The 19131-nt window shown below is 70.1% G+C and carries 19 protein-coding genes; 8 read left to right on the top strand and 11 right to left on the bottom strand.

Going from position 1 to position 19131, the window contains the following annotated elements:
* Window positions 1-3 precede the first annotated feature (3 nt).
* Window positions 4-195, bottom strand: a complete 192-nt coding sequence (locus OG406_RS18400) for a DUF397 domain-containing protein (RefSeq protein ID WP_329186719.1) — start codon at window positions 193-195, stop codon at window positions 4-6.
* Entirely contained in the window at window positions 192-977 is a 786-nt protein-coding gene (locus OG406_RS18395; RefSeq protein ID WP_329186718.1) for a helix-turn-helix domain-containing protein, read from the bottom strand. The genes OG406_RS18400 and OG406_RS18395 overlap by 4 nt, the downstream gene beginning before the upstream one ends.
* Before the next feature lie 152 nt (window positions 978-1129).
* On the opposite strand from OG406_RS18395, the gene OG406_RS18390 reads away from it, so the two are divergent.
* Window positions 1130-1579, top strand: a complete 450-nt coding sequence (locus tag OG406_RS18390) for an ATP-binding protein (RefSeq protein ID WP_266847556.1) — start codon at window positions 1130-1132, stop codon at window positions 1577-1579.
* An 85-nt stretch (window positions 1580-1664) separates the two neighbouring features.
* Window positions 1665-2612 (top strand): hypothetical protein, encoded by a 948-nt coding sequence (locus OG406_RS18385; RefSeq protein WP_329186716.1) that lies wholly within the window; start codon window positions 1665-1667, stop codon window positions 2610-2612.
* Between the two features lie 88 nt (window positions 2613-2700).
* Here the strand turns inward: OG406_RS18385 and argS are convergent, their stop codons facing one another.
* The gene (gene argS, locus OG406_RS18380) at window positions 2701-4470 is read right to left on the bottom strand and encodes an arginine--tRNA ligase (RefSeq protein ID WP_329186715.1); all 1770 of its coding nucleotides are present in this window, start codon (window positions 4468-4470) and stop codon (window positions 2701-2703) included.
* A gap of 145 nt (window positions 4471-4615) precedes the next feature.
* Here argS and lysS point away from each other — a divergent pair, with 145 nt between their 5' ends.
* Window positions 4616-6358, top strand: coding sequence for a lysine--tRNA ligase (lysS, locus tag OG406_RS18375; RefSeq protein ID WP_329186713.1), 1743 nt, complete (start codon window positions 4616-4618; stop codon window positions 6356-6358).
* An 84-nt stretch (window positions 6359-6442) separates the two neighbouring features.
* Here lysS and OG406_RS18370 read toward each other — a convergent pair whose 3' ends face one another.
* The 3 genes from OG406_RS18370 to OG406_RS18360 form a co-directional block, all read right to left on the bottom strand.
* On the bottom strand, window positions 6443-7837 hold the full coding sequence (locus tag OG406_RS18370) for a DUF2637 domain-containing protein (protein ID WP_329186712.1): 1395 nt from the start codon (window positions 7835-7837) through the stop codon (window positions 6443-6445).
* A 190-nt stretch (window positions 7838-8027) separates the two neighbouring features.
* Window positions 8028-8972 (bottom strand): DUF3558 family protein, encoded by a 945-nt coding sequence (locus tag OG406_RS18365; RefSeq protein WP_329186711.1) that lies wholly within the window; start codon window positions 8970-8972, stop codon window positions 8028-8030.
* Window positions 8973-9117: 145 nt separating this feature from the next.
* A complete protein-coding gene (locus OG406_RS18360; RefSeq protein ID WP_329186710.1) occupies window positions 9118-9972 on the bottom strand; it encodes a DUF3558 domain-containing protein in 855 nt (284 codons plus the stop codon).
* Window positions 9973-10174: 202 nt separating this feature from the next.
* Here OG406_RS18360 and OG406_RS18355 point away from each other — a divergent pair, with 202 nt between their 5' ends.
* Window positions 10175-11368, top strand: a complete 1194-nt coding sequence (locus OG406_RS18355) for an RtcB family protein (protein ID WP_329186709.1) — start codon at window positions 10175-10177, stop codon at window positions 11366-11368.
* A gap of 45 nt (window positions 11369-11413) precedes the next feature.
* On the opposite strand, the gene OG406_RS18350 is transcribed toward OG406_RS18355, so the two are convergent.
* The 4 genes from OG406_RS18350 to OG406_RS18335 all read right to left on the bottom strand — a co-directional run bounded on the left by OG406_RS18350 (window position 11414) and on the right by OG406_RS18335 (window position 13882).
* Entirely contained in the window at window positions 11414-12226 is an 813-nt protein-coding gene (locus OG406_RS18350) for a hypothetical protein (RefSeq protein ID WP_329186708.1), read from the bottom strand.
* Window positions 12227-12478: 252 nt separating this feature from the next.
* Window positions 12479-12652, bottom strand: coding sequence for a hypothetical protein (locus OG406_RS18345; RefSeq protein ID WP_179165281.1), 174 nt, complete (start codon window positions 12650-12652; stop codon window positions 12479-12481).
* On the bottom strand, window positions 12652-13419 hold the full coding sequence (locus OG406_RS18340; protein WP_329186706.1) for an SDR family NAD(P)-dependent oxidoreductase: 768 nt from the start codon (window positions 13417-13419) through the stop codon (window positions 12652-12654). The genes OG406_RS18345 and OG406_RS18340 overlap by 1 nt, the downstream gene beginning before the upstream one ends.
* Before the next feature lie 124 nt (window positions 13420-13543).
* Entirely contained in the window at window positions 13544-13882 is a 339-nt protein-coding gene (locus tag OG406_RS18335; RefSeq protein ID WP_081218693.1) for a YnfA family protein, read from the bottom strand.
* Window positions 13883-14203: 321 nt separating this feature from the next.
* Between OG406_RS18335 and OG406_RS18330 the strand changes: the two genes are divergently transcribed.
* On the top strand, window positions 14204-14551 hold the full coding sequence (locus OG406_RS18330) for a hypothetical protein (protein ID WP_323179420.1): 348 nt from the start codon (window positions 14204-14206) through the stop codon (window positions 14549-14551).
* Window positions 14552-14976: 425 nt separating this feature from the next.
* Window positions 14977-15474: a MarR family winged helix-turn-helix transcriptional regulator gene (locus tag OG406_RS18325; protein ID WP_267051504.1), complete on the top strand. Its 498-nt coding sequence runs from the start codon at window positions 14977-14979 to the stop codon at window positions 15472-15474.
* Between the two features lie 52 nt (window positions 15475-15526).
* Here OG406_RS18325 and OG406_RS18320 read toward each other — a convergent pair whose 3' ends face one another.
* Window positions 15527-16957: an MFS transporter gene (locus OG406_RS18320; RefSeq protein ID WP_329186701.1), complete on the bottom strand. Its 1431-nt coding sequence runs from the start codon at window positions 16955-16957 to the stop codon at window positions 15527-15529.
* A 162-nt stretch (window positions 16958-17119) separates the two neighbouring features.
* On the opposite strand from OG406_RS18320, the gene OG406_RS18315 reads away from it, so the two are divergent.
* Window positions 17120-18211, top strand: a complete 1092-nt coding sequence (locus OG406_RS18315; protein ID WP_081218696.1) for an LLM class flavin-dependent oxidoreductase — start codon at window positions 17120-17122, stop codon at window positions 18209-18211.
* Window positions 18208-18873 carry a CE1759 family FMN reductase gene (locus tag OG406_RS18310; RefSeq protein WP_329186698.1) on the top strand — a complete coding sequence of 222 codons (666 nt, stop codon included), beginning with the start codon at window positions 18208-18210 and terminating at the stop codon, window positions 18871-18873. Before OG406_RS18315 ends, OG406_RS18310 begins: the two co-directional genes overlap by 4 nt.
* Window positions 18874-19131 lie beyond the last annotated feature (258 nt).

Here is a 19131-nt window from a genome sequence, read left to right as displayed (position 1 = left end):
CTCCTACCGGGCTGCGGTGAACGCGGCCCAGGCCCGCACCGAGACACGGAGGCCTGGCTCCGCCGGGTTCTTGGAGTCACGGAGGTGCACGGCGGTCACCTTGCCGGACTGGAGCCCGGAGTAGGCGACTTCGAGGCAGTCGCCGCCCTGCTCGGTGCTGTAGCTGGACTTGAACCACTGCAGTGCGGCGTTCATCGCTCTCCTAGCGAACGGTTCAACAGGCGCTCTGTCTCCTGGGCGTTGAGAGCCTGTGTCCGCAGCATCGCATATTTGCGCTCCAGGATGGACACCTGGCCGGGGTCAGCGATCATCCAGCCGTTGAGCTGGGCCTCGACGTATGCGACCCGCTGGTGATCGGGTGTCTCGATGAGGACGAAGGGGCCGGACAGCCCGGCATGGAAGTCCCGGCCGACCGGCATGACCTGGAGCGTGACGCCGGGAAGCCGGCTGCAGGCGTGCAGATGGTGCATCTGCTCCAGGTGGACGTCGTCGCCGCCGAGCCGGTCCATCAGTGTCGTCTCGGAGATGACGAAGCTTGCAGTCGGTGAGTCCTCGCGGTGGAGGATCTGCTGCCTGGCGATGCGGGCGGCCACGCGCAACTGGGTCTCGTCGTCGGTGAGGCTGGGCACCTCGTTGCGGAACACCGCCCGGGCGTACGCCTCGGTCTGCAGGAGCCCGGGCAGTGCCTGATTCTGATACGACGAGAGCGCCAAGGCTTCTCGCTCCAGATCGATGAACTCGGCCGCCCAGCGGGGGAAGAGGTCCACCTCAGGCATGTTGTCCACGCCGACGACCAGCACTCCCTTCGTGCGGAGAAGCTCATCGAGATGTTCGGCCAAGTCCCTCTTCAACGGGCGCCTGCCCTGCTCGATCGAGGCGACGGTCTCCTCGTCGACGAGCAGGCTCTCGGCGAGCGAGCGCTGGGTGTAACCCTCGGCCCGACGGAATGCGGCCACCTGGGCGCCCAGCATCCTCATGGCCGACGCATTCTTCCGTGGACGCTTTCCGGCAGTCATGTCCGACCAACTCCCCACACCTGAAGGCGTCTGACCCCGCACGAACCCGTACAGAAAATCCGTACTGCCTCACGCAGTGATCCACGGTAGTGACTCTGCGCGACTCTCGTCCCGTGAACGAGACCATCCACCTCCCGCCCCTGCGTGAGCGTTTCTTTCGACGGGACCGGCGGGCCGTGGCCGCTGCCAGGCGGTTCGCCCACGAGACGCTCGCCGGATGGGGGCTCGCCGGCACCGAACAGGCCGACGACGTGTTGCTCTGCGTCAGCGAGCTCGCGACCAACGCCCTCGTGCACGCCGTACCGCCGGGCCGGCACTTCCGCGTCTTCCTGCGCTACGACGGCACCGTCCTGCGGGTCGAGGTGCACGACAGCGGGCCGGGGACGCCGAGGATCGCCGACCGGGCCGACGAGGGCGGCCGGGGCCTGCTGCTGGTGGCCGCGTTCGCCGACCGGTGGGGGGTCGACGCGCGCGACCCGGGCAAGGCGGTGTGGTGCGAGTTCGGCGGGCGCAAGACCCCAACGCCGTTACGGCCGAAAGAAGTTGATGGTGGGAGGAAATAGTTCGACGGGCGTGTGCGGTGCTGGTTACTTGTGGGGCACGGGTGCCCGGACGGGGTGCCCGCTCTCATGGAGGGGGGAGACATCCGTGCCCAGAAGCACTGGATGGAGACGCGTCCTGACCGGCGTCCTGGCGGGGCTGACCGCGACGGTGGGCCTCACCACGGCGCTCGCCGCGCCCGCCGCGGCAGCCACCGGCACGCCGGTGGCGGTGACCAAGTACAGCCACAGCAGCAGACCCGGCGACTACATAGGCCAGGGGGCCACCGCGTCGTACACGCCGAAGACGGCGACGATCAGCGCGGGCGGCTCCGCCGAGTACGCGCGCTTCCGGGTGTCGACCGACGACACCTGGTGGGACGTCGACCTCGCCGCACCGCAGGGGGAGAAGCTCCACCCCGGTGTCTACCGGAACGCCGAGCGCGCGGCGTTCCGCACCGGACGCTCACCGGGTCTCGACGTCTCCGGGGACGGGCGCGGCTGCAACGAGGTGTACGGGCAGTTCTCGGTCAACCAGATCGAGACGGACGCCGACGGCACGATCACGGCGCTCGACGCCACGTACACCCAGCACTGTGAGAGCGCGACCGCCCCGGCGCTGACCGGAGTCGTCAAGTACCGCGCCTATCCGCTGGGTTACTCCTACACGAGTGACGCCGGGGACTACATCGGGCAGGGTGTGAGCGCCACCCACACCGGGGCCACCAGCACGTTCTCGCTCAGCGGGGGTGCCGACGGCGTCCGGTACGGCGTCTCCGGCAAGCGTGAGTACTGGTCGGCGTCCATCGCCCCGCCCGTGGGGGAGCGGTTCGAGGTCGGGACGACCTACGCCACGGAGCGCTTCCGTACGGCGGAGGTCGGCGAACTCGACCTGGGCGGGAACGGCCGCGGCTGCAACAGCAGCACCGGTGAGTTCACCGTCGGCAAACTGGCGTTGAACGACGACGGCACCGTGAAGGCGTTCGCGGCGACGTTCGTCCAGCACTGCGAGGGCGGCACCCCCGCGCTCCACGGCACGATCCACTACTACGCCTGACAGGCGGGCCGACAGCCGGACGGCCCCGGCGGGACGGTGATGTCACCGTTCCGCCGGGGCCGCGAGGTCCGCGCGTCCTGCCGGGGCGTCAGAGCCGCTCGGGCGTCCGGATGCCCAGCAGGGACATGCCCTGGTGGAGGGTCCGGGCCGTCAGGTCGCAGAGGAACAGCCGGTTCTCCGCGACCTCCTGCGCCGGGGCCGGCTTGATGACCGGGCACTGGTCGTAGAACGTCGTGTAGAGCGAGGCCAGCTGGTACAGGTACGCCGCCAGCTTGTGCGGCGCGTACTCCGCGGCGACCTCCTCCAGCGTCTCCCCGAACCGGTCCAGGTGCAGACCCAACGCCCGCTCCGCCGGGGCCAGTTCGAGCTCCGGGTGCGCCACCGGCGTACGGTCGCCCGCCTTGCCGAAGATCGACCGGACCCGGGCGTACGCGTACTGGAGGTACACCGAGGTGTCACCGTTCAGCGAGACCATCTGGTCCAGGTCGAACTTGTAGTCCCGGACGGCGGAGGTCGACAGGTCCGCGTACTTCACGGCGCCGACGCCGACGTACCGGCCGTTCTCCTCGATCTCCGACTCGCTCAGGCCCACCTTCTCGGCCTTCTCGCGCACGACGGTCGTGGCCCGGTCGATCGCCTCGTCCAGCAGGTCGACCAGCCGCACCGTCTCGCCCTCACGGGTCTTGAACGGCTTGCCGTCCTTGCCCAGCACCGTGCCGAACGCCAACTGGTGCGCCTTCACGTCGTCGTTCAGCCAGCCGGCCCGGCGTGCCGTCTCGAAGACCATCTTGAAGTGCAGGGACTGCCGCGCGTCCACCACGTACAGCAGCGTCGACGCCTTCAGGTTGAACACCCGGTCACGGATCGCCGACAGGTCGGTGGCCGCGTAGCCGTAGCCGCCGTCCGACTTCTTCACGATCAGCGGCACCGGGTTGCCGTCCGGGCCCTTCACGTCGTCGAAGAACACGCACAGCGCGCCGTCCGAGTACTCCGCGACGCCCGACTCCTCCAGCAGCCGGCACGTCTCGTCCAGCATGTCGTTGTAGCCGGACTCGCCGACCACGTCCGCGTCCTGGATGTCCATGTCGAGCTTGTCGAAGACCGAGTAGAAGTAGATCTTCGACTCGTCCACGAACTTCTGCCACATGGCCAGCGTCTCCGGCTCGCCCGCCTGGAGGTCCACCACCCGGCGCCGCGCCCGCGTCTTGAACTCCTCGTCGGAGTCGAAGACCGTCCGCGCCGCCTTGTAGAGCCGGTTCAGGTTCGACATGGCCTCCTCGCCGGAGACCTCGCCGCCCTGGTGGTCCAGCTCGTGCGGGTGCTCGATCAGGTACTGGATGAGCATGCCGAACTGGGTGCCCCAGTCGCCGATGTGGTGCCGCCGCACGACGGACTCACCGGTGAACTCCAGGATCTGCACCACCGCGTCACCGATCACCGCGGACCGCAGGTGACCGACGTGCATCTCCTTCGCCACGTTCGGCTGGGCGTAGTCGATCACCGTCGTGCCCGGGTGCTCCGCGAGGGGCACACCGAGGCGGGCGCTGTCCGCGTACCGCTCCGCCAGGTTCCGGACGATCGCGCCGTCGGTGACCGTGATGTTCAGGAAGCCGGGCCCGGAGACCTCGATGTCCTTGATCACGTCACCGGACGCCACCTGCGCCACCACCTGCGTCGCCAGGTCGCGCGGGTTCGCCTTCGCCTTCTTCGCGAGGGCCAGGATCCCGTTGGCCTGGAAGTCGGCCCGGTCGCTTCGGCGCAGCAGCGGGTCCGCGGAACCGGCCTCCGGCAGGGCTGCCGAGAGGGCGTCCGCGAGGCGCTGGTGGACGGAAGCGGTGAGGGACGTGACCGAGGCCATGGAGTGGCTGCCGTTCTAGTCGGGTTCCGGGTTCGTGCAGTACAGGAAAGCCAGTATCCCACGCGGTGAAAAGCCGTTTTCGCGGTTGCGGCCCGAGCTGGGAGAATGGTCCCGTCAGCCGTACTGGCGTATGAGAAAGAAGGACGTGCCGATCGTGGCTCAGAGCACCGAGACCACCGACTGGGTCTCCCGTTTCGCGGACGAGGTCATCGAGGAGTCGGAGCGTCGGGCCCCGGGCAAACCCGTCGTCGTCGCGTCCGGCCTCTCCCCCTCCGGCCCGATCCACCTCGGCAACCTCCGCGAGGTCATGACCCCGCACCTGGTCGCCGACGAGGTCCGCCGCCGCGGGTACACCGTGCGCCACCTGATCTCCTGGGACGACTACGACCGGTACCGCAAGGTCCCGGCCGGCATCGCGGGCATCGACGCGTCCTGGGCCGAGCACATCGGCAAGCCGCTGACCTCCGTCCCCGCCCCGGCCGGCTCGGCGTACCCGAACTGGGCGGAGCACTTCAAGGCCGCGATGACCGAGGCGCTCGCCGAGCTCGGTGTCGAGTACGACGGGATCAGCCAGACCGAGCAGTACACCTCGGGCGCCTACCGCGAGCAGATCCTGTTCGCGATGAAGCACCGCGGTGACATCGACGCCATCCTGGAGAAGTACCGCACCAAGAAGGCCCCCGCCAAGAAGCAGCAGGGCCAGAAGCCCGTCGACGAGGCCGAGCTGGAGGCCGCGGAGGGCTCCGGCGCCGCCGCCGAGGACGACGGCAGCTCGACGTCCGGGTACTACCCGTACAAGCCCTACTGCGGCCAGTGCGGCACGGACTTCACCACCGTCACGTCCTACGACGACGAGACGACCGAGCTGACCTACACCTGCACCGCCTGCGCGTTCTCCGAGACCGTCCGCCTCAGCGAGTTCAACCGCGGCAAGCTCGTCTGGAAGGTCGACTGGCCCATGCGCTGGGCGCACGAGGGCGTCGTCTTCGAGCCCAGCGGCGTCGACCACTCCTCGCCCGGCTCCAGCTTCCAGGTCGGCGGGCAGATCGTCGGCCTCTTCGGCGGCAAGCAGCCCATCGGCCCCATGTACGCCTTCGTCGGCATCAGCGGCATGGCCAAGATGTCCAGCAGCAAGGGCGGCGTCCCCACCGCGTCGGACGCCCTGCGGATCATGGAGCCGCAGCTGCTGCGCTGGCTCTACGCCCGCCGCCGTCCCAACCAGTCGTTCAAGATCGCCTTCGACCAGGAGATCCAGCGGCTCTACGACGAGTGGGACAAGCTCGCCGGCAAGGTCGCCGACGGCTCGGTGCTGCCCGCCGACGCCGCCGCGTACAGCCGGGCCGTCGGCACCGCCGCCGGGGAACTGCCCCGCACCCCCCGTCCGATGGCCTACCGCACCCTGGCCTCCGTCGCCGACATCACCGCCGGCGCCGAGGACCAGACCCTGCGCATCCTGAGCGAACTCGACCCCGAGAACCCGCTCGCGTCCCTGGACGAGGTCCGGCCCCGGCTCGACAAGGCCGAGACCTGGATCAACACCCAGGTCCCCGCCGAGGAGCGCACCGTCGTCCGCGACGAGCCCGACGTCGAGCTCATCACGTCCCTCGACGACCAGGGCCGCGAGTCGCTGCGCCTGCTCCTCGACGGACTGGAGCGCAACTGGTCCCTGGACGGCCTCACCCACCTCGTCTACGGCGTTCCCAAGGTCCAGGCCGGCTTCTCCGCCGACGCCACCGCCAAGGAACTCCCCGCCGAGATCAAGGTCGCCCAGCGCACCTTCTTCGCCCGGCTCTACCACCTGCTCGTCGGCCGCGACACCGGGCCGCGTCTGCCCACGCTGCTCCTCGCGGTCGGCCAGGACCGGGTCCGCAAGCTGCTCTCCGCGTAGGGAGTCCGGCTGGAGTCCGGCTGTACGACGAGGGGGGCGCCCGGTGATCACCGGGCGCCCCCCTCGTCGTAGGCCGTCTCGCGGTTACGCGATGTGGTCCTCCTGCAGTTCCGCGGTGTGGCGGTTGGTGAAGCGGTTGACCATCCGCTCCGCCTCGCGCTGCGGGAGCGTGGTGCCGTACGTGGCCTCCACATTGCCCCTGAACTGGCCCGACGTCGGATAGCTGCCGTCTATCGACTTCTTGAAGACCAGGTAGTAGTCGTCCTCGGTCGGCTCCGAGCCGCCGCCCGCACCCATCTCACGGGTACGGCCCGGGCCGGCCGGGATCGGGAACGTGCCGGTGTCCTCCGGAGACGGCTCCGGCGCGGGAGCGGCGGCGGCGACGGGGTCGGGCTGCTCCGCGTACTGCTGCTGGGGGAACGCCTGCTGCTCGAACCGCCGCTGCTCCTCCTCGTACTGGCGGAACTGGTCGGCCTGCCGGAACTGCTCGGCCTGCTGGAACTCCTCGGCCTGCCGGGACGGGTCGGCCTGCTGGAACTGCTCGGCCCGCTGCTGCTCCTCGTACCACTGCTGGGCCGCGTCATCCGGGTCGTACGACGGGTCGTAGCCGCCCTGGTAGGCGACGGCCTGGGGGCTGCGTGAGTGCAGCCACGGATTCTGCGGCTCGGCGGGGCCGTCCGTCCGGTCGGGGGACTCGTTCGCCCCGCCGGCGGGAAGCTGCTCCCGGACAGATGCGGCGTCGCTCTGCACGGCGGGTGCCGCCGGCTCGGGCTCGCGCGCCACCTCCAGCTGCGGCGCGGGCGGCAGCAGCACCGGCTCGATGCCCGCCGCGGCGAGACCCGAGGGGGCCGTCTGGGCGAGGGGGACGCCGTAGCGCGCCAGGCGCAGCGGCATCAGGGACTCCACGGGGGCCTTGCGGCGCCAGGCGCGGCCGAAGCGGGAGTGCAGGCGGGCCTGGTAGACGAGGCGGTCCTGCTCCAGCTTGATGACCTGCTCGTAGGAGCGCAGCTCCCACAGCTTCATCCGGCGCCAGAGGAGGAAGGTCGGGACGGGGGAGAGCAGCCAGCGGGTGAGGCGGACACCCTCCATGTGCTTGTCGGCCGTGATGTCGGCGATCCGGCCGATCGCGTGCCGGGCCGCCTCGACCGAGACCACGAACAGGATCGGGATGACGGCGTGCATGCCGACACCGAGCGGGTCCGGCCAGGCCGCCGCGCCGTTGAAGGCGATCGTGGCGATCGTCAGCAGCCACGCGGTCTGGCGCAGCAGGGGGAACGGGATGCGGATCCAGGTCAGCAGCAGGTCCAGCGCGAGCAGGACGCAGATCCCGGCGTCGATACCGATCGGGAAGACGTACGAGAAGTTCCCGAACCCCTTCTTGATCGCCAGCTCACGGACCGCCGCGTACGAACCCGCGAAGCCGATCCCGGCGATGACGACCGCACCGGCGACGACCACACCGATGAGTATCTTGTGCATCCGAGTCAGCTGTATGGGCGCGGACACCTGTACTCCCCTCCCCTTGCGTGTTGTTGCGCGCAACAGAGTGGCACATGTGTGCGGCGTCCGGGTGCCCGGCAGGGGAGGAGCCCGGCCCCCTCGGGTACCGGGCTCCCGCAACTGTCCAGCTCAGACCGGAAGTTGGGCCTCCGGAAGGATCGTGGTCGGGTCAGCTCTTCGTCGCCGCGGACTTGGACGCGGACTTCGACGGGGACGCGGTCGCGGAGTCGCTCCCGGAGCCCGCCTTCGCGTCACCCTTGGAGTCGCCCTTCGCGTCGCTCTTGTCCGCGCTCTTGGACGGCGAGGCCGACGTCGCGCCGGAGGAGGGCTTCGAGGACGAGCCCTTCGACGGGGACGAACCGGTCGAGCCACCGTCCTTGTTGGCCGCGGACACCGCCGCGACGGCCTCCTTCGCGGCCTTCTCGGCCGCCTTCAGCAGATCACCGGAGTCCGGGGTCTTCTCTCCCGCGAGACCGGCGCCGTTGTAGTCGACCGTGACGACCACGTTCTCCACGCGCGCCACGATCGTCTGCTGCTTGAAGGCGCCTTCCTTCTTCTTCAGGTCGTAGTGCACGGCCGTCGCCTCGTCGCCCGTGCCGGCGACCGGAGCCGACTTGGCACCCTTCGCGCCCTTGACGGCCTGCGCGGCCGTGACCTGCTTCTCGAAGTACGCGTGCGCCTGCTTGTCGCCCGCGCCGCGCGCGTCCGAGTCGAAGCGCAGCAGTGCCACGTTCAGCCAGCGGAACTGCGAGCCCTTCACGCCGTTGTTGTCGAGGCTGCTCCAGTTGCAGTTGCCGCGCTGGGCCGCATCGTCCGATGCGCCCTTCTTGCCCGGCTTGCCCGCCTTCGGGACCAGTTCGCCCAGCGTCTTCTTCGACAGCACCGAACACGGCTGCGGAAGCGTCCCGTACGCGGCCGGCTGCACGGCCTCGGCCGTCGGGCTCGCGGACTTCTTCGCGTCCGGTGTCGCGCTCGCGCTCTTCTGGGCGTCGTCCGTGGAGCCGGAGTCCGAGGAACAGCCCGCGGCGACGAGCGCCACCGGGATGGCTGCTGCGCTGACAAGGATGCGGGTGAGTCGCGGTGCTCGGCCTACTCGCTGTACTGGTCGGTGCATGGTTCCTTCACTCGAGGCTCGTGGTACGACCGCACATGGGGCGTGCGGCCGGTCGGGTCCGAGGGGCCACGGTACGCGGTGATCCGCCGGGCCGGTTCCCGTTCGGGCGGTTCGTGCAGGGGTGCCCGACGGGGTCGCCGACCCGTCAGCCGTCGAGCTTTCCGGCGAGCACGTCGGCCAGTTTCCGGGCCCTGTCCTGCATTTCCTCGCTGTCGGGGACGCCCCCGGAAGCCGTCGGCTGCTCCGCGTACTCGATCGTCACGATGACGTTCGACGTGCGGAACACCACAGTCACCGTGCGCTGCCGGGCGGTCGAGGAGCCGGCGCTCAGCTTGTCGTTCAGGAACGCCTGGTCCGCCAGATCGTCGAGCACGCGGGGCTGGAGCGCGGCGGACGTCTCCGCGGGGGAACCGGAGCCGGACGGCGTGGGCTCGGAGCCGCTCCCGCCGCTGTCGTTGCCGCCGCCACTGTCACTGCTGCCGGCGTCACCGCTCGGCGTGCCGGCGTCGCCGCCCGGACTCGACGAGGCGTCGCTGCCGGTGGCCGCGGGCTCGGGAAGGTCCGCCGCCGTCTCCTGGGTGGAGTACAGCTCCTCCGCCTTGTTGTCGTCGCTCACCGTGTTGTCGTAGGACACGACCCGCTCGAAGGCGATGGAGAGATGGTCGGTGGCGGAGGCGGACTCCACCTTCCAACTGCAGCCGTCACGCCGGTCCGTGTCGTACGTGAGGGCCGCCTCGCCCTCGTACGCCTGCTCCTGCTGCGCCGCGTCGGGGAGTTGCCCGATGCCCGGCAGCAGGGCGTCCAGGGTGTCGTGATCGACCGCGCCGCACGCCTCCGGCAGCGTGCGGTACTTGCCCGGCTGAGCCGCGACGGCCGTCGTGCCGGTGTCGCCGCCCTTGGAGTCGGTCGGCGAACCCCCGTCGTCCGAAGCGCCGGTGCAGCCCGCCAGCAAAGCCGCGAGGAGCACGGCGGCGCCGGGTACGTACGCCTTCCGCTGCACGGTCAGGCTCCTCTCGACGGTTCCCCGGCGCGCTTCCGCCCGGGTGTCCTGTGGTTATTCGGTTGCCGCACAGGGGCGACCCCTGGAGACAATGTGTATCGCACGCACAGCCGTGGACGCCGGTCCGTTGTCCCATACGTCGACCTAGGCGCCGGTTTTGCGATTAATGACTTCTGTTGGTTCCCGGGGGATTGAGGGCGATATGTCGTACGTAGAGGTACCGGGTGCGAAGGTTCCCATCCGTATGTGGACCGACCCGGCGTCGGTCGAGGACGTGGCACTCCGTCAGCTCCAGAACGTGGCGACCCTGCCCTGGATCAAGGGGCTCGCCGTCATGCCGGACGTCCACTACGGCAAGGGTGCGACGGTCGGCTCCGTCATCGCGATGCGGGACGCGGTGTGCCCGGCCGCGGTGGGTGTCGACATCGGCTGCGGCATGTCCGCCGTCCGGACGTCCCTCACGGCCAACGACCTGCCGGGCGACCTGTCCCGCCTCCGCTCCAAGATCGAGCAGGCGATCCCGGTCGGCCGCGGCATGCACGACTCCCCGATCACCCCGTACGCCTTCCACGGCCTGCCCACCGCGGGCTGGGACGACTTCTGGGGGCGGTTCGACGGAGTGGCCGATGCGGTCAAGTTCCGTCAGGAACGGGCACTGAAGCAGATGGGAACGCTCGGATCCGGAAATCACTACATCGAGCTTTTGTTCGATTCTGATGGCGTCGTATGGCTCACGCTGCACTCCGGATCCCGGAATATCGGCAAGGAACTGGCCGAGCACCACATCGGCGTGGCCCAGAAGCTCCCGCACAACCACGGGCTTGTCGACCGTGACCTCGCCGTCTTCGTCGCCGATACCCCTCAGATGGCGGCGTACCGCAACGACCTGTTCTGGGCCCAGGAGTACGCGAAGAACAACCGGACGCTCATGATGGCGCTTCTGAAGGACGTGGTCCGTAAGGAGTTCAAGAAGGCGAAGCCGACGTTCGAGCCGGAGATCTCCTGCCACCACAACTATGTCGCGGAGGAGCGGTACGAGGGCATGGACCTGCTCGTCACGCGCAAGGGCGCCATCCGTGCGGGCTCCGGTGAGTACGGGATCATCCCGGGCTCAATGGGCACCAGTTCGTACATCGTCAAGGGTCTCGGCAACGAGAAGGCCTTCAACTCGGCGTCGCACGGTGCCGGTCGGCGCATGAGCCGTAACGCCGCGAAGCGCCGCTTCACGACGAAGGACCTGGAGGAGCAGACGCGAGGCGTGGAGTGCCGTAAGGACTCGGGCGTCGTGGACGAGATCCCGGGCGCCTACAAGCCGATCGAGCAGGTGATGGAGCAGCAGCGGGACCTCGTGGAGGTCGTGGCGAAGTTGAAGCAGTTCATCTGTGTGAAGGGCTGAAGTCGTGGGGCCCTCGCTGCCGGGGGCCCCACGACTCTTCGTCGGTCAGACGGAGTTCGGCCGGACGGTCGGCATCGGTGTTTTGCCGGTGCGGAGCCGCCAGAGCCGGATGTAGCAGCTCTTCTCAGTCCTACCGAGTTCCCTGGCCGCCGCGGCATCGTCGTTCAGTGCCAGCAGCACGCGGTCCTCCGACTCCGTCCAGCGGCGGCGGTCGGGTGCGACGCGCATGTTCGCGGGGCGCGACCACGTGGCCAGAGCGGCGGCGGCAATCCGCTTGCGCTCTAGGGCCAGGCAATCCGGGTAGTACAGGTGGGCGCTCAGCTTCTGGGCCGCTTCGTTCGTGTACAGGATGTTGAAGATGCCGTCGCGGGTGTTGCGCCTGATGGACCGCTCGGCGCCGGTGATCTTGCCCGCGTAGAAACAGAGGTAGGCGCCGACGGCGGTGCTGGCAGTGGTCAGTGAGCAGAAGGGAAATCCTTGGGCCGTGAAGCCCACCGAGCCGTCTGCGTCGATCACTCCTCGGAGATAGTCGCGCGGCGAGAACGGGACCTGGGGAGGCGCGATGCTCGTGGACTTTCGGCCGTACGGCAGCCCGAGTTCGTTGAGCCTGGTCCTGGCTTCGAGGGCGCAGAGGTTCCAGCTGGCGGACTTGTGCGACGCGGCGAAGTTCGTGGTCCGGGTCCGTCCGGTGATGCTGCTGTTGTACGGGGTCAGGCGTTGGAATTCGCGCAGAATTCCCACGTCGCGAGCGCTGATCTCGACGGTCAGGCGCCCTTTCTGGCCCGTCCCCTTCGAGAGGTGCCCGTCGGCTTGCAAGAAGCCGAACATGTAGGCGTACTCGGGGTCTTCGAGGTCCATGAAACCGGTTGTCGTACTGCGGGTTTCGTCCGCAGGCCGGGGGACAGCGTTAGGCTCGCGTTCAGCCACGAGGAAGGCTCACTTCCGTGCTGGTCAGGCCCTCGGCCGGGATGGCAGTCCCGGCCGAGGGCCGTCGCTTTCGATGATGCGGCTGAGCCTAGATCGCGAGTTCTGTCCACGTATGGGTGATCGATTCAGTTCACCCTTGTGGGTTACATGAGGGCCGTTCGGCTGTTGTCTTCGATCGGTTCCTCACTTCGCGTGCAGGACCGCGTAGATCATGACGAAGGCGATGATGTGGATGCCGAAGAGGAAGTACGCGAGGTAGTACCAGACGAAGCGTTCGCGTTTCTTCTCCAGGGCGAGGCGGGCCTTCTCGCCCTCGTCCGCGGGGAGCCGGTCCTCGGGTGACGCCGGGGTGGGCATCACTGCTCCCGGTGGACCTTGGTGTTCGACGCCTGGGCGCGGGGGCGGACCACGAGCAGGTCGATGTTGACGTGGCTCGGGCGCGTGACGGCCCACGTGATGGTCTCGGCGACGTCGTCCGCGGTGAGGGGCTCGGCGACGCCCGCGTAGACCTTCGCCGCCTTCTCCGTGTCGCCGCCGAAGCGGGTCAGCGCGAACTCGTCCGTCTTCACCATGCCGGGGGCGACCTCGATCACCCGGACCGGCGTGCCGACGATCTCCAGGCGCAGCGTCTCCGCGAGGACGTGCTCGGCGTGCTTGGCGGCGACGTAGCCACCGCCGCCCTCGTACGTGCCGTGGCCCGCCGTCGAGGAGAGGACGACGACCGTGCCGTCGCCGCTGGCGGTGAGCGCGGGCAGCAGGGCCTGGGTCACGTTCAGGGTGCCGATGACGTTCGTCTCGTACATCTGGCGCCACTGGGCCGGGTCGCCCGTCGCGATCGGGTCGGCGCCGAGCGCGCCGCCCGCGTTGTTCACCAGCACGCCGATCGTCCTGAACGCCGAAGCGAACTCGTCGACCGCCGCGCGGTCCGTGACGTCCAGGGCGTACGCGGTCGCCTGGCCGCCCGCCGCGGAGATCTCCTCCGCGAGCGCCTCGATACGGTCCTTGCGGCGGGCGGTGATCACGACGCGGTAGCCCTCGGCCGCCAGCTGCCGGGCCGTCGCGGCGCCGATTCCGCTGCTGGCGCCGGTGATGACGGCGATACGGGATGCGGCGGCGGGGGTCATACGGCTGCTCCTGCTCCTCGGCGGTGGCTCGCGGGCCGTCTGGCGGCGGCTCGGGCGGGCCGGCTGGTGTCTCCGGCAAGGATAGGTGGGTGCGGGCGGGACGCGGCCGGGGGTGAGGCGGGTCTCAGGCGCCGTTGCGGGGGCCGTACATGATCACGGCCATGCCGGCCAGGCAGATCAGGGCGCCGGTGATGTCCCAGCGGTCGGGGCGGTAGCCGTCGGCGACCACGCCCCACGCGAGGGAGCCGGCCACGAAGACGCCGCCGTACGCGGCCAGGATGCGGCCGAACTCGGCGTCCGGCTGAAGGGTGGCGACGAAGCCGTACACGCCGAGGGCCATCACGCCCGCGCCGATCCACAGCCAGCCGCGGTGCTCCCGTACGCCCTGCCAGACCAGCCAGGCCCCGCCGATCTCGAAGAGGGCGGCCAGCACGAACAGGGCGGCGGAGCGGGCGACGAGCATGCGGTCACTCTGACATGGGGGCGGTGGGGTGGTGGGGGTGGTGGACACGGGGGCCGGGGCCGGTTCCGGGGTGTCACCTGTTGGAGGGCGCCTGGGGGGCGGCCAGGGTGGGATACATCCCGGGACGGTGGGTCGACGACGACTCGATGATCGTGATGGTTCGTGCCGGCGGAGGAAATGGCCATGTGGTTGCTGAGTGCGGTGGGTCTGTTGGGTTCGGGGGCTGTGCTGGTCGGAGGGGCGGGTGCCGTGGGAGGCCCGGGGGGTCTCGGGGGTGCGGTGGCTCCTGAGGCCGATCTCGCCTATCACGGGACCGCGTCCATGGCCTCGGGACTGGTCGACGTCCGCCTGACGCCGCGGAACCACGGGCCCGACCCGGTGGACGACGCGACGGTGCGGCTGCGGTGGTCGGCCGCGCTGGGCGACGCCCAGGTGCTGCCGGTCGGGTGCGCCCGGTCGGGCGAGCGGGTGGTGGTGTGCCGGACGGGGGCGCTGCCGGCGGACGGTCCGGGGGAGGAGATCAGGATGACCGTGCGGCTGCGGGAGGTCGCGTCCGAGGTGACGGTGGGGCTGGACACGGTGTGGGGCGGGGGGTCGGTGGACCGGAACCATGCGAATGACCGGCAGCAGGTGTTGGTGCTGGACACGGGGGACGCGTACGCGTTCTAGGCGCGGCGGTGAGGGTGCCTTCGGCTTCGGCTCCTGTCCGGTGGGTGGGTCGGGGCCGTGCCGGTACATCCGCCCGTCGCCGTTGAATCAGACGTCGGTCGAGAGGCTGGAGCTGCTCGATCCGGGCGTAAGCGACGGGCATGTGATGTACCGGCACGGCCCCTCACGCCGCATGCCGACTGCGGGCAGCGAATGGCCGGGGCGCGTCCCTTTCGTCGAGTGCCGGGTGCGGGCAGCGAATGGCCGGGGCGCGTCCCTTTCGTCGGGGGCCGGGTGCGGGCGTGAATTTCAGCCCCTCCGGCGATTGAGGAGCGGGGTCCGGGGCGGAGCCCTATGTACGGGTCGGGAGGGGGCGGATGAAGCCTGGTCGGGGTGCCGGAGGCGGGGGCGGCGTAGGATTTCTGGAGGGCTTGGGAAGGGGCGGGATGGCTGGGGACGGGCGCGAGGGGCTGCTGGGTGAACTGGCGGTCGTGTCGCGGCGGTACATGGCCTCGTACGCCCTGTTCAACCAGGCCCTCGCCGACCACCTCGGCCTGCATCCGACGGACGTGCAGTGTGTGAACCTGCTCAGCCTGGAGGCGGAGCCGGTGACCACCGGCCGGATCGCCGAGATGACGGGGCTGACGACCGGTTCGGCCACGCGCCTGGTGGACCGGCTGGAGAAGGCGGGCTACGTCGTCCGGGAGCGCGACGTGGTGGACCGGCGGCGGGTGCTCGTGGCGACCGTGCCGGAGAAGATCGCCGAGTTCGGCCGTATGTGGGACCGGCTGGGCGGCGGTTGGTACGCCCTGTTCGACGGGCTCGACGACGCCGAAGTCGCCCTGATCATCGGGCACATGAGGCGCACGGTCGACTTCAGCGCGCAGCAGGTCGCGCGGCTTCGGGCCGGGGACCTCCAGCAGGACGCGCAGGACGCGTCGTAGGGTTCGCGGGCCTCGACGACCCCCTTCGACGGCTCGAGGTGCCGGACACGGCCTAGTGGTGCTGGTCCTCGGGTGCCTTGGGCGGGAGCAGGCGTACGAGGGGGCAGCACAGCAGGGTGATGGCGGCGACGACGGTGAGGCTCACCGTGGTGGCGTGCTTCTCGCCGCCGCCGGAGTGGAAGTAGACGCTGGTGACGGCGGCGGCTCCGACGGCGTTGGCGAGCTGCTGGACCGCGCCGAGCGAGCCGCCCGCGCTGCCGGCCTCGGCGGGGGTGATGTCGCCGATGGTCACGTCGTAGAGCGAGCCGAAGCAGGCGCCCATGCCCAGCCCGATGACGAACAGGGGCGGCACCAGGGCCCAGGGGCCGGTGCCGGAGGCCGCGACCAGGGCGAGGAGGTGGAGCGTTCCGGCGAGTGTGACGAGGAAGCCGATGAGGACGAGGCGGCGGCCCAGCCGGGCGATCAGCCGGTAGCAGGCGATCGAGGCGATGACGATGCCCGCGGACAGGGGCATGAGGGCGAGTGCGGCGCCCGCGGGGGAGCGGCCGAGGCCCTGCTGGAGGAAGAGCGAGACGACGTAGAGGAGGCCGGAGACCGCGGCGAAGAAGACGATGCCGAGGACCAGTCCCGAGGTGAAGCCCCGGTTGTGCAGGAGCGAGGGCCGGATCAGTGGGCTGGGCGCGGTGCGCTGGCGGTGGCAGAACGCCGCGAAGAGCGCGAGACCGGCGAGCGACGCGAGGACGGGGAACGCGGTCCAGCCGTGCGCCGAGCCCTGGATGAGGCCGGTGAGCAGGGCGAGCATGGTGGCGCCGAGGAGTGCGGAGCCGGGGATGTCGACGGCTGTCGTGCGGTCGCCGGTGTCGTGGGGGAGCAGGCGGGCGGCGGCGAACAGGGCGGCGCCGCCGAGGACGAGGTTGATGAGGAACATCGGGCGCCAGCCGAGTCCGGCGAGGTCCGCGTCGATGAGGAGTCCGGCGAGGATCGGGCCGCCGACGGCGGACAGTCCCATCACCGGCCCGAAGAGGCTGTAGGCCTTGCCGATCTGGGCGCGGGGCCAGGTCGCGCCGAGGATGCCGAAGCCTTGCGGGACGACGAGCGCGCCGAAGGCGCCCTGGACGAGGCGGGCGGCGACGAGGGTGCCCGGTGTCGGGGCGAGGCCGCAGGCGACCGAGGCGGTGGTGAAACCGGCGAGCCCGGTGAGGAAGAGCCGCCGGCGGCCGTACAGGTCGCCGAGCCGTCCGCCGAGCACGAGCAGGACACCGAGCGCGAGGGCGTAGGAGGCGCCGAGCCACTGGACGAGGGAGGTGCCGCCGCCGAGGTCGTGGGTGATGGTCGGGGCGGCGATGTTCGTGATGGTGCCGTCGAGGAGGTCCAGGACGTCGGCGGCGAGGACGACGCCGAGGATCGCCCAGCGGACGCGGGCGGGTGGATGAGGGGTGTCGTGCAGGCCGTTTTCATCTGCGTCACGCAATGTCTGTGTCACGCAGATAAATGTCGGGCATGCGGTGGGGTGCGGTCAAGCGGTTTGCGCGTTGGTGCGGGGAGGGGGGCGCCGGGGCTTCCGGTGGCCGCCGAGGAATACCTGGGGCGCGGTGGTGGTTCGAGGGTATAGTTGAACCGTCAACAACTTGGAGGGTGAGCGACCATGCAGTTCGGGATCTTCAGCGTCGGCGATGTGACTCCGGACCCGACCACGGGCCGGGAGCCGAGCGAGCACGAGCGCATCAAGGCCATGGTCGCCATCGCGCAGAAGGCGGAGGAGGTCGGCCTCGACGTCTTCGCGACCGGCGAGCACCACAACCCGCCGTTCGTCCCGTCGTCCCCGACCACCCTGCTCGGCTACATCGCCGCGCGCACCGAGAAGCTCGTCCTGTCCACGTCCACGACGCTGATCACCACCAACGACCCGGTGAAGATCGCCGAGGACTTCGCGATGCTCCAGCACCTCGCGGACGGACGCGTCGACCTCATGATGGGCCGGGGCAACACCGGTCCCGTCTATCCCTGGTTCGGTCAGGACATCCGGCAGGGCATCAACCTCGCGGTCGAGAACTACGCGCTGCTGCACCGCCTGTGGCGCGAGGACGTCGTGACGTGGGAGGGCAAGTTCCGCACGCCGCTCCAGTCCTTCACCTCGACACCGCGACCGCTGGACGGCGTCGCGCCGTTCGTCTGGCACGGCTCCATCCGCTCGCCGGAGATCGCCGAGCAGGCCGCCTACTACGGCGACGGCTTCTTCCACAACAACATCTTCTGGCCCGCCGACCACACCAAGAAGATGGTCGAGCTCTACCGCGAGCGGTACGCGCACTACGGGCACGGCACCGCCGAGCAGGCGATCGTCGGCCTCGGCGGCCAGGTCTTCATGCGGCCCAACTCGCAGGACGCGGTACGGGAGTTCCGGCCGTACTTCGACAACGCGCCGGTGTACGGGCACGGGCCGTCGCTGGAGGACTTCACCGAGCAGACCCCGCTGACCGTCGGCTCGCCGCAGCAGGTGATCGAGAAGACGCTGGCGTTCCGCGACTACGCCGGTGACTACCAGCGCCAGCTGTTCCTGATGGACCACGCCGGGCTGCCCCTCAAGACCGTGCTGGAGCAGCTCGACCTCCTCGGTGAGCAGGTCGTGCCGGTGCTGCGCGAGGAGTTCGCCAAGGGGCGGCCGGCCGACGTGCCGGACGCGCCGACCCATGCGGCCCGGGTGGCCGCCGCCCAGGAAGAGGTGACCGTCGCATGAAGCTCGTCGTCGTCTCGGCGGGACTGAGTGTTCCGTCGTCCACGCGGCTGCTGGCCGACCGGCTGGCGGCCGCGGCCGCCGGCCGGGCCTCCGGGGCCGTTGACGTCCGCGTGGTCGAACTGCGGGATCTCGCCGTCGAGATCGCGCACGACTTCACCAACGGGTTTCCCGGGCGGGGCCTGTCCGCCGCGATCGACGACGTGACCTCGGCGGACGGGCTGATCGTCGTCACCCCGGTGTTCTCCGCCTCGTACAGCGGGCTGTTCAAGTCCTTCTTCGACGTGCTCGACAAGGACGCCCTCGTGGGCAAGCCCGTGTTGATCGCGGCGACCGGGGGGACCGGGCGGCACTCGCTGGTCCTCGAACACGCGCTGCGGCCGCTGTTCGCCTATCTGCGGGCCGTTGTCGTGCCCACCGGGGTGTACGCGGCTTCGGAGGACTGGGGGGCCGAGGGGTTGGCCGAGCGGATCGAGCGGGCTTCGGGGGAGTTGGCGGTGCTGATGTCCGCCCTTGCGGGTCGGTCGGCGCCCACCGTCCAGGCCCTGGCTGGGACCACTGTCCCGGCCGGCTCGTCCCTCCCTGCTCAGGGGAACGTCGCTGCCCGCGAGGACGGGTTCCAGGTGGTCCCGTTCGCCGAGCAGCTCGCGGCGCTGCGGCCGTAGGCGTTTCCTCGCCCCCTCCGCCCCTACCCGTCCCATACCTGGGGCTCCGCCCCAGACCCCGCTCCTCAAACGCCGGAGGGGCTGAAATTCGACGAAAGGGACGCGCCCCGGCCAGTCGCTGCCCGCAGTCGGCATCCGGCGTGAGGGGCCGTGCCGGTACATCAGATGCCCGTCGCTTACGCCCGGATCGAGCAGCTCCCGCTTCTCGACCTCCGTCTGATTCAACGGCGACGGGCGGATGTACCGGCACGGCCCCGA

The organism is Streptomyces sp. NBC_01428, assembly GCF_036231965.1.
Lineage (GTDB): Bacteria > Actinomycetota > Actinomycetes > Streptomycetales > Streptomycetaceae > Streptomyces.
The sequence above is the reverse complement of the archived record's forward strand: the minus strand, read 5'-3'. Positions and strand labels throughout refer to the sequence as shown.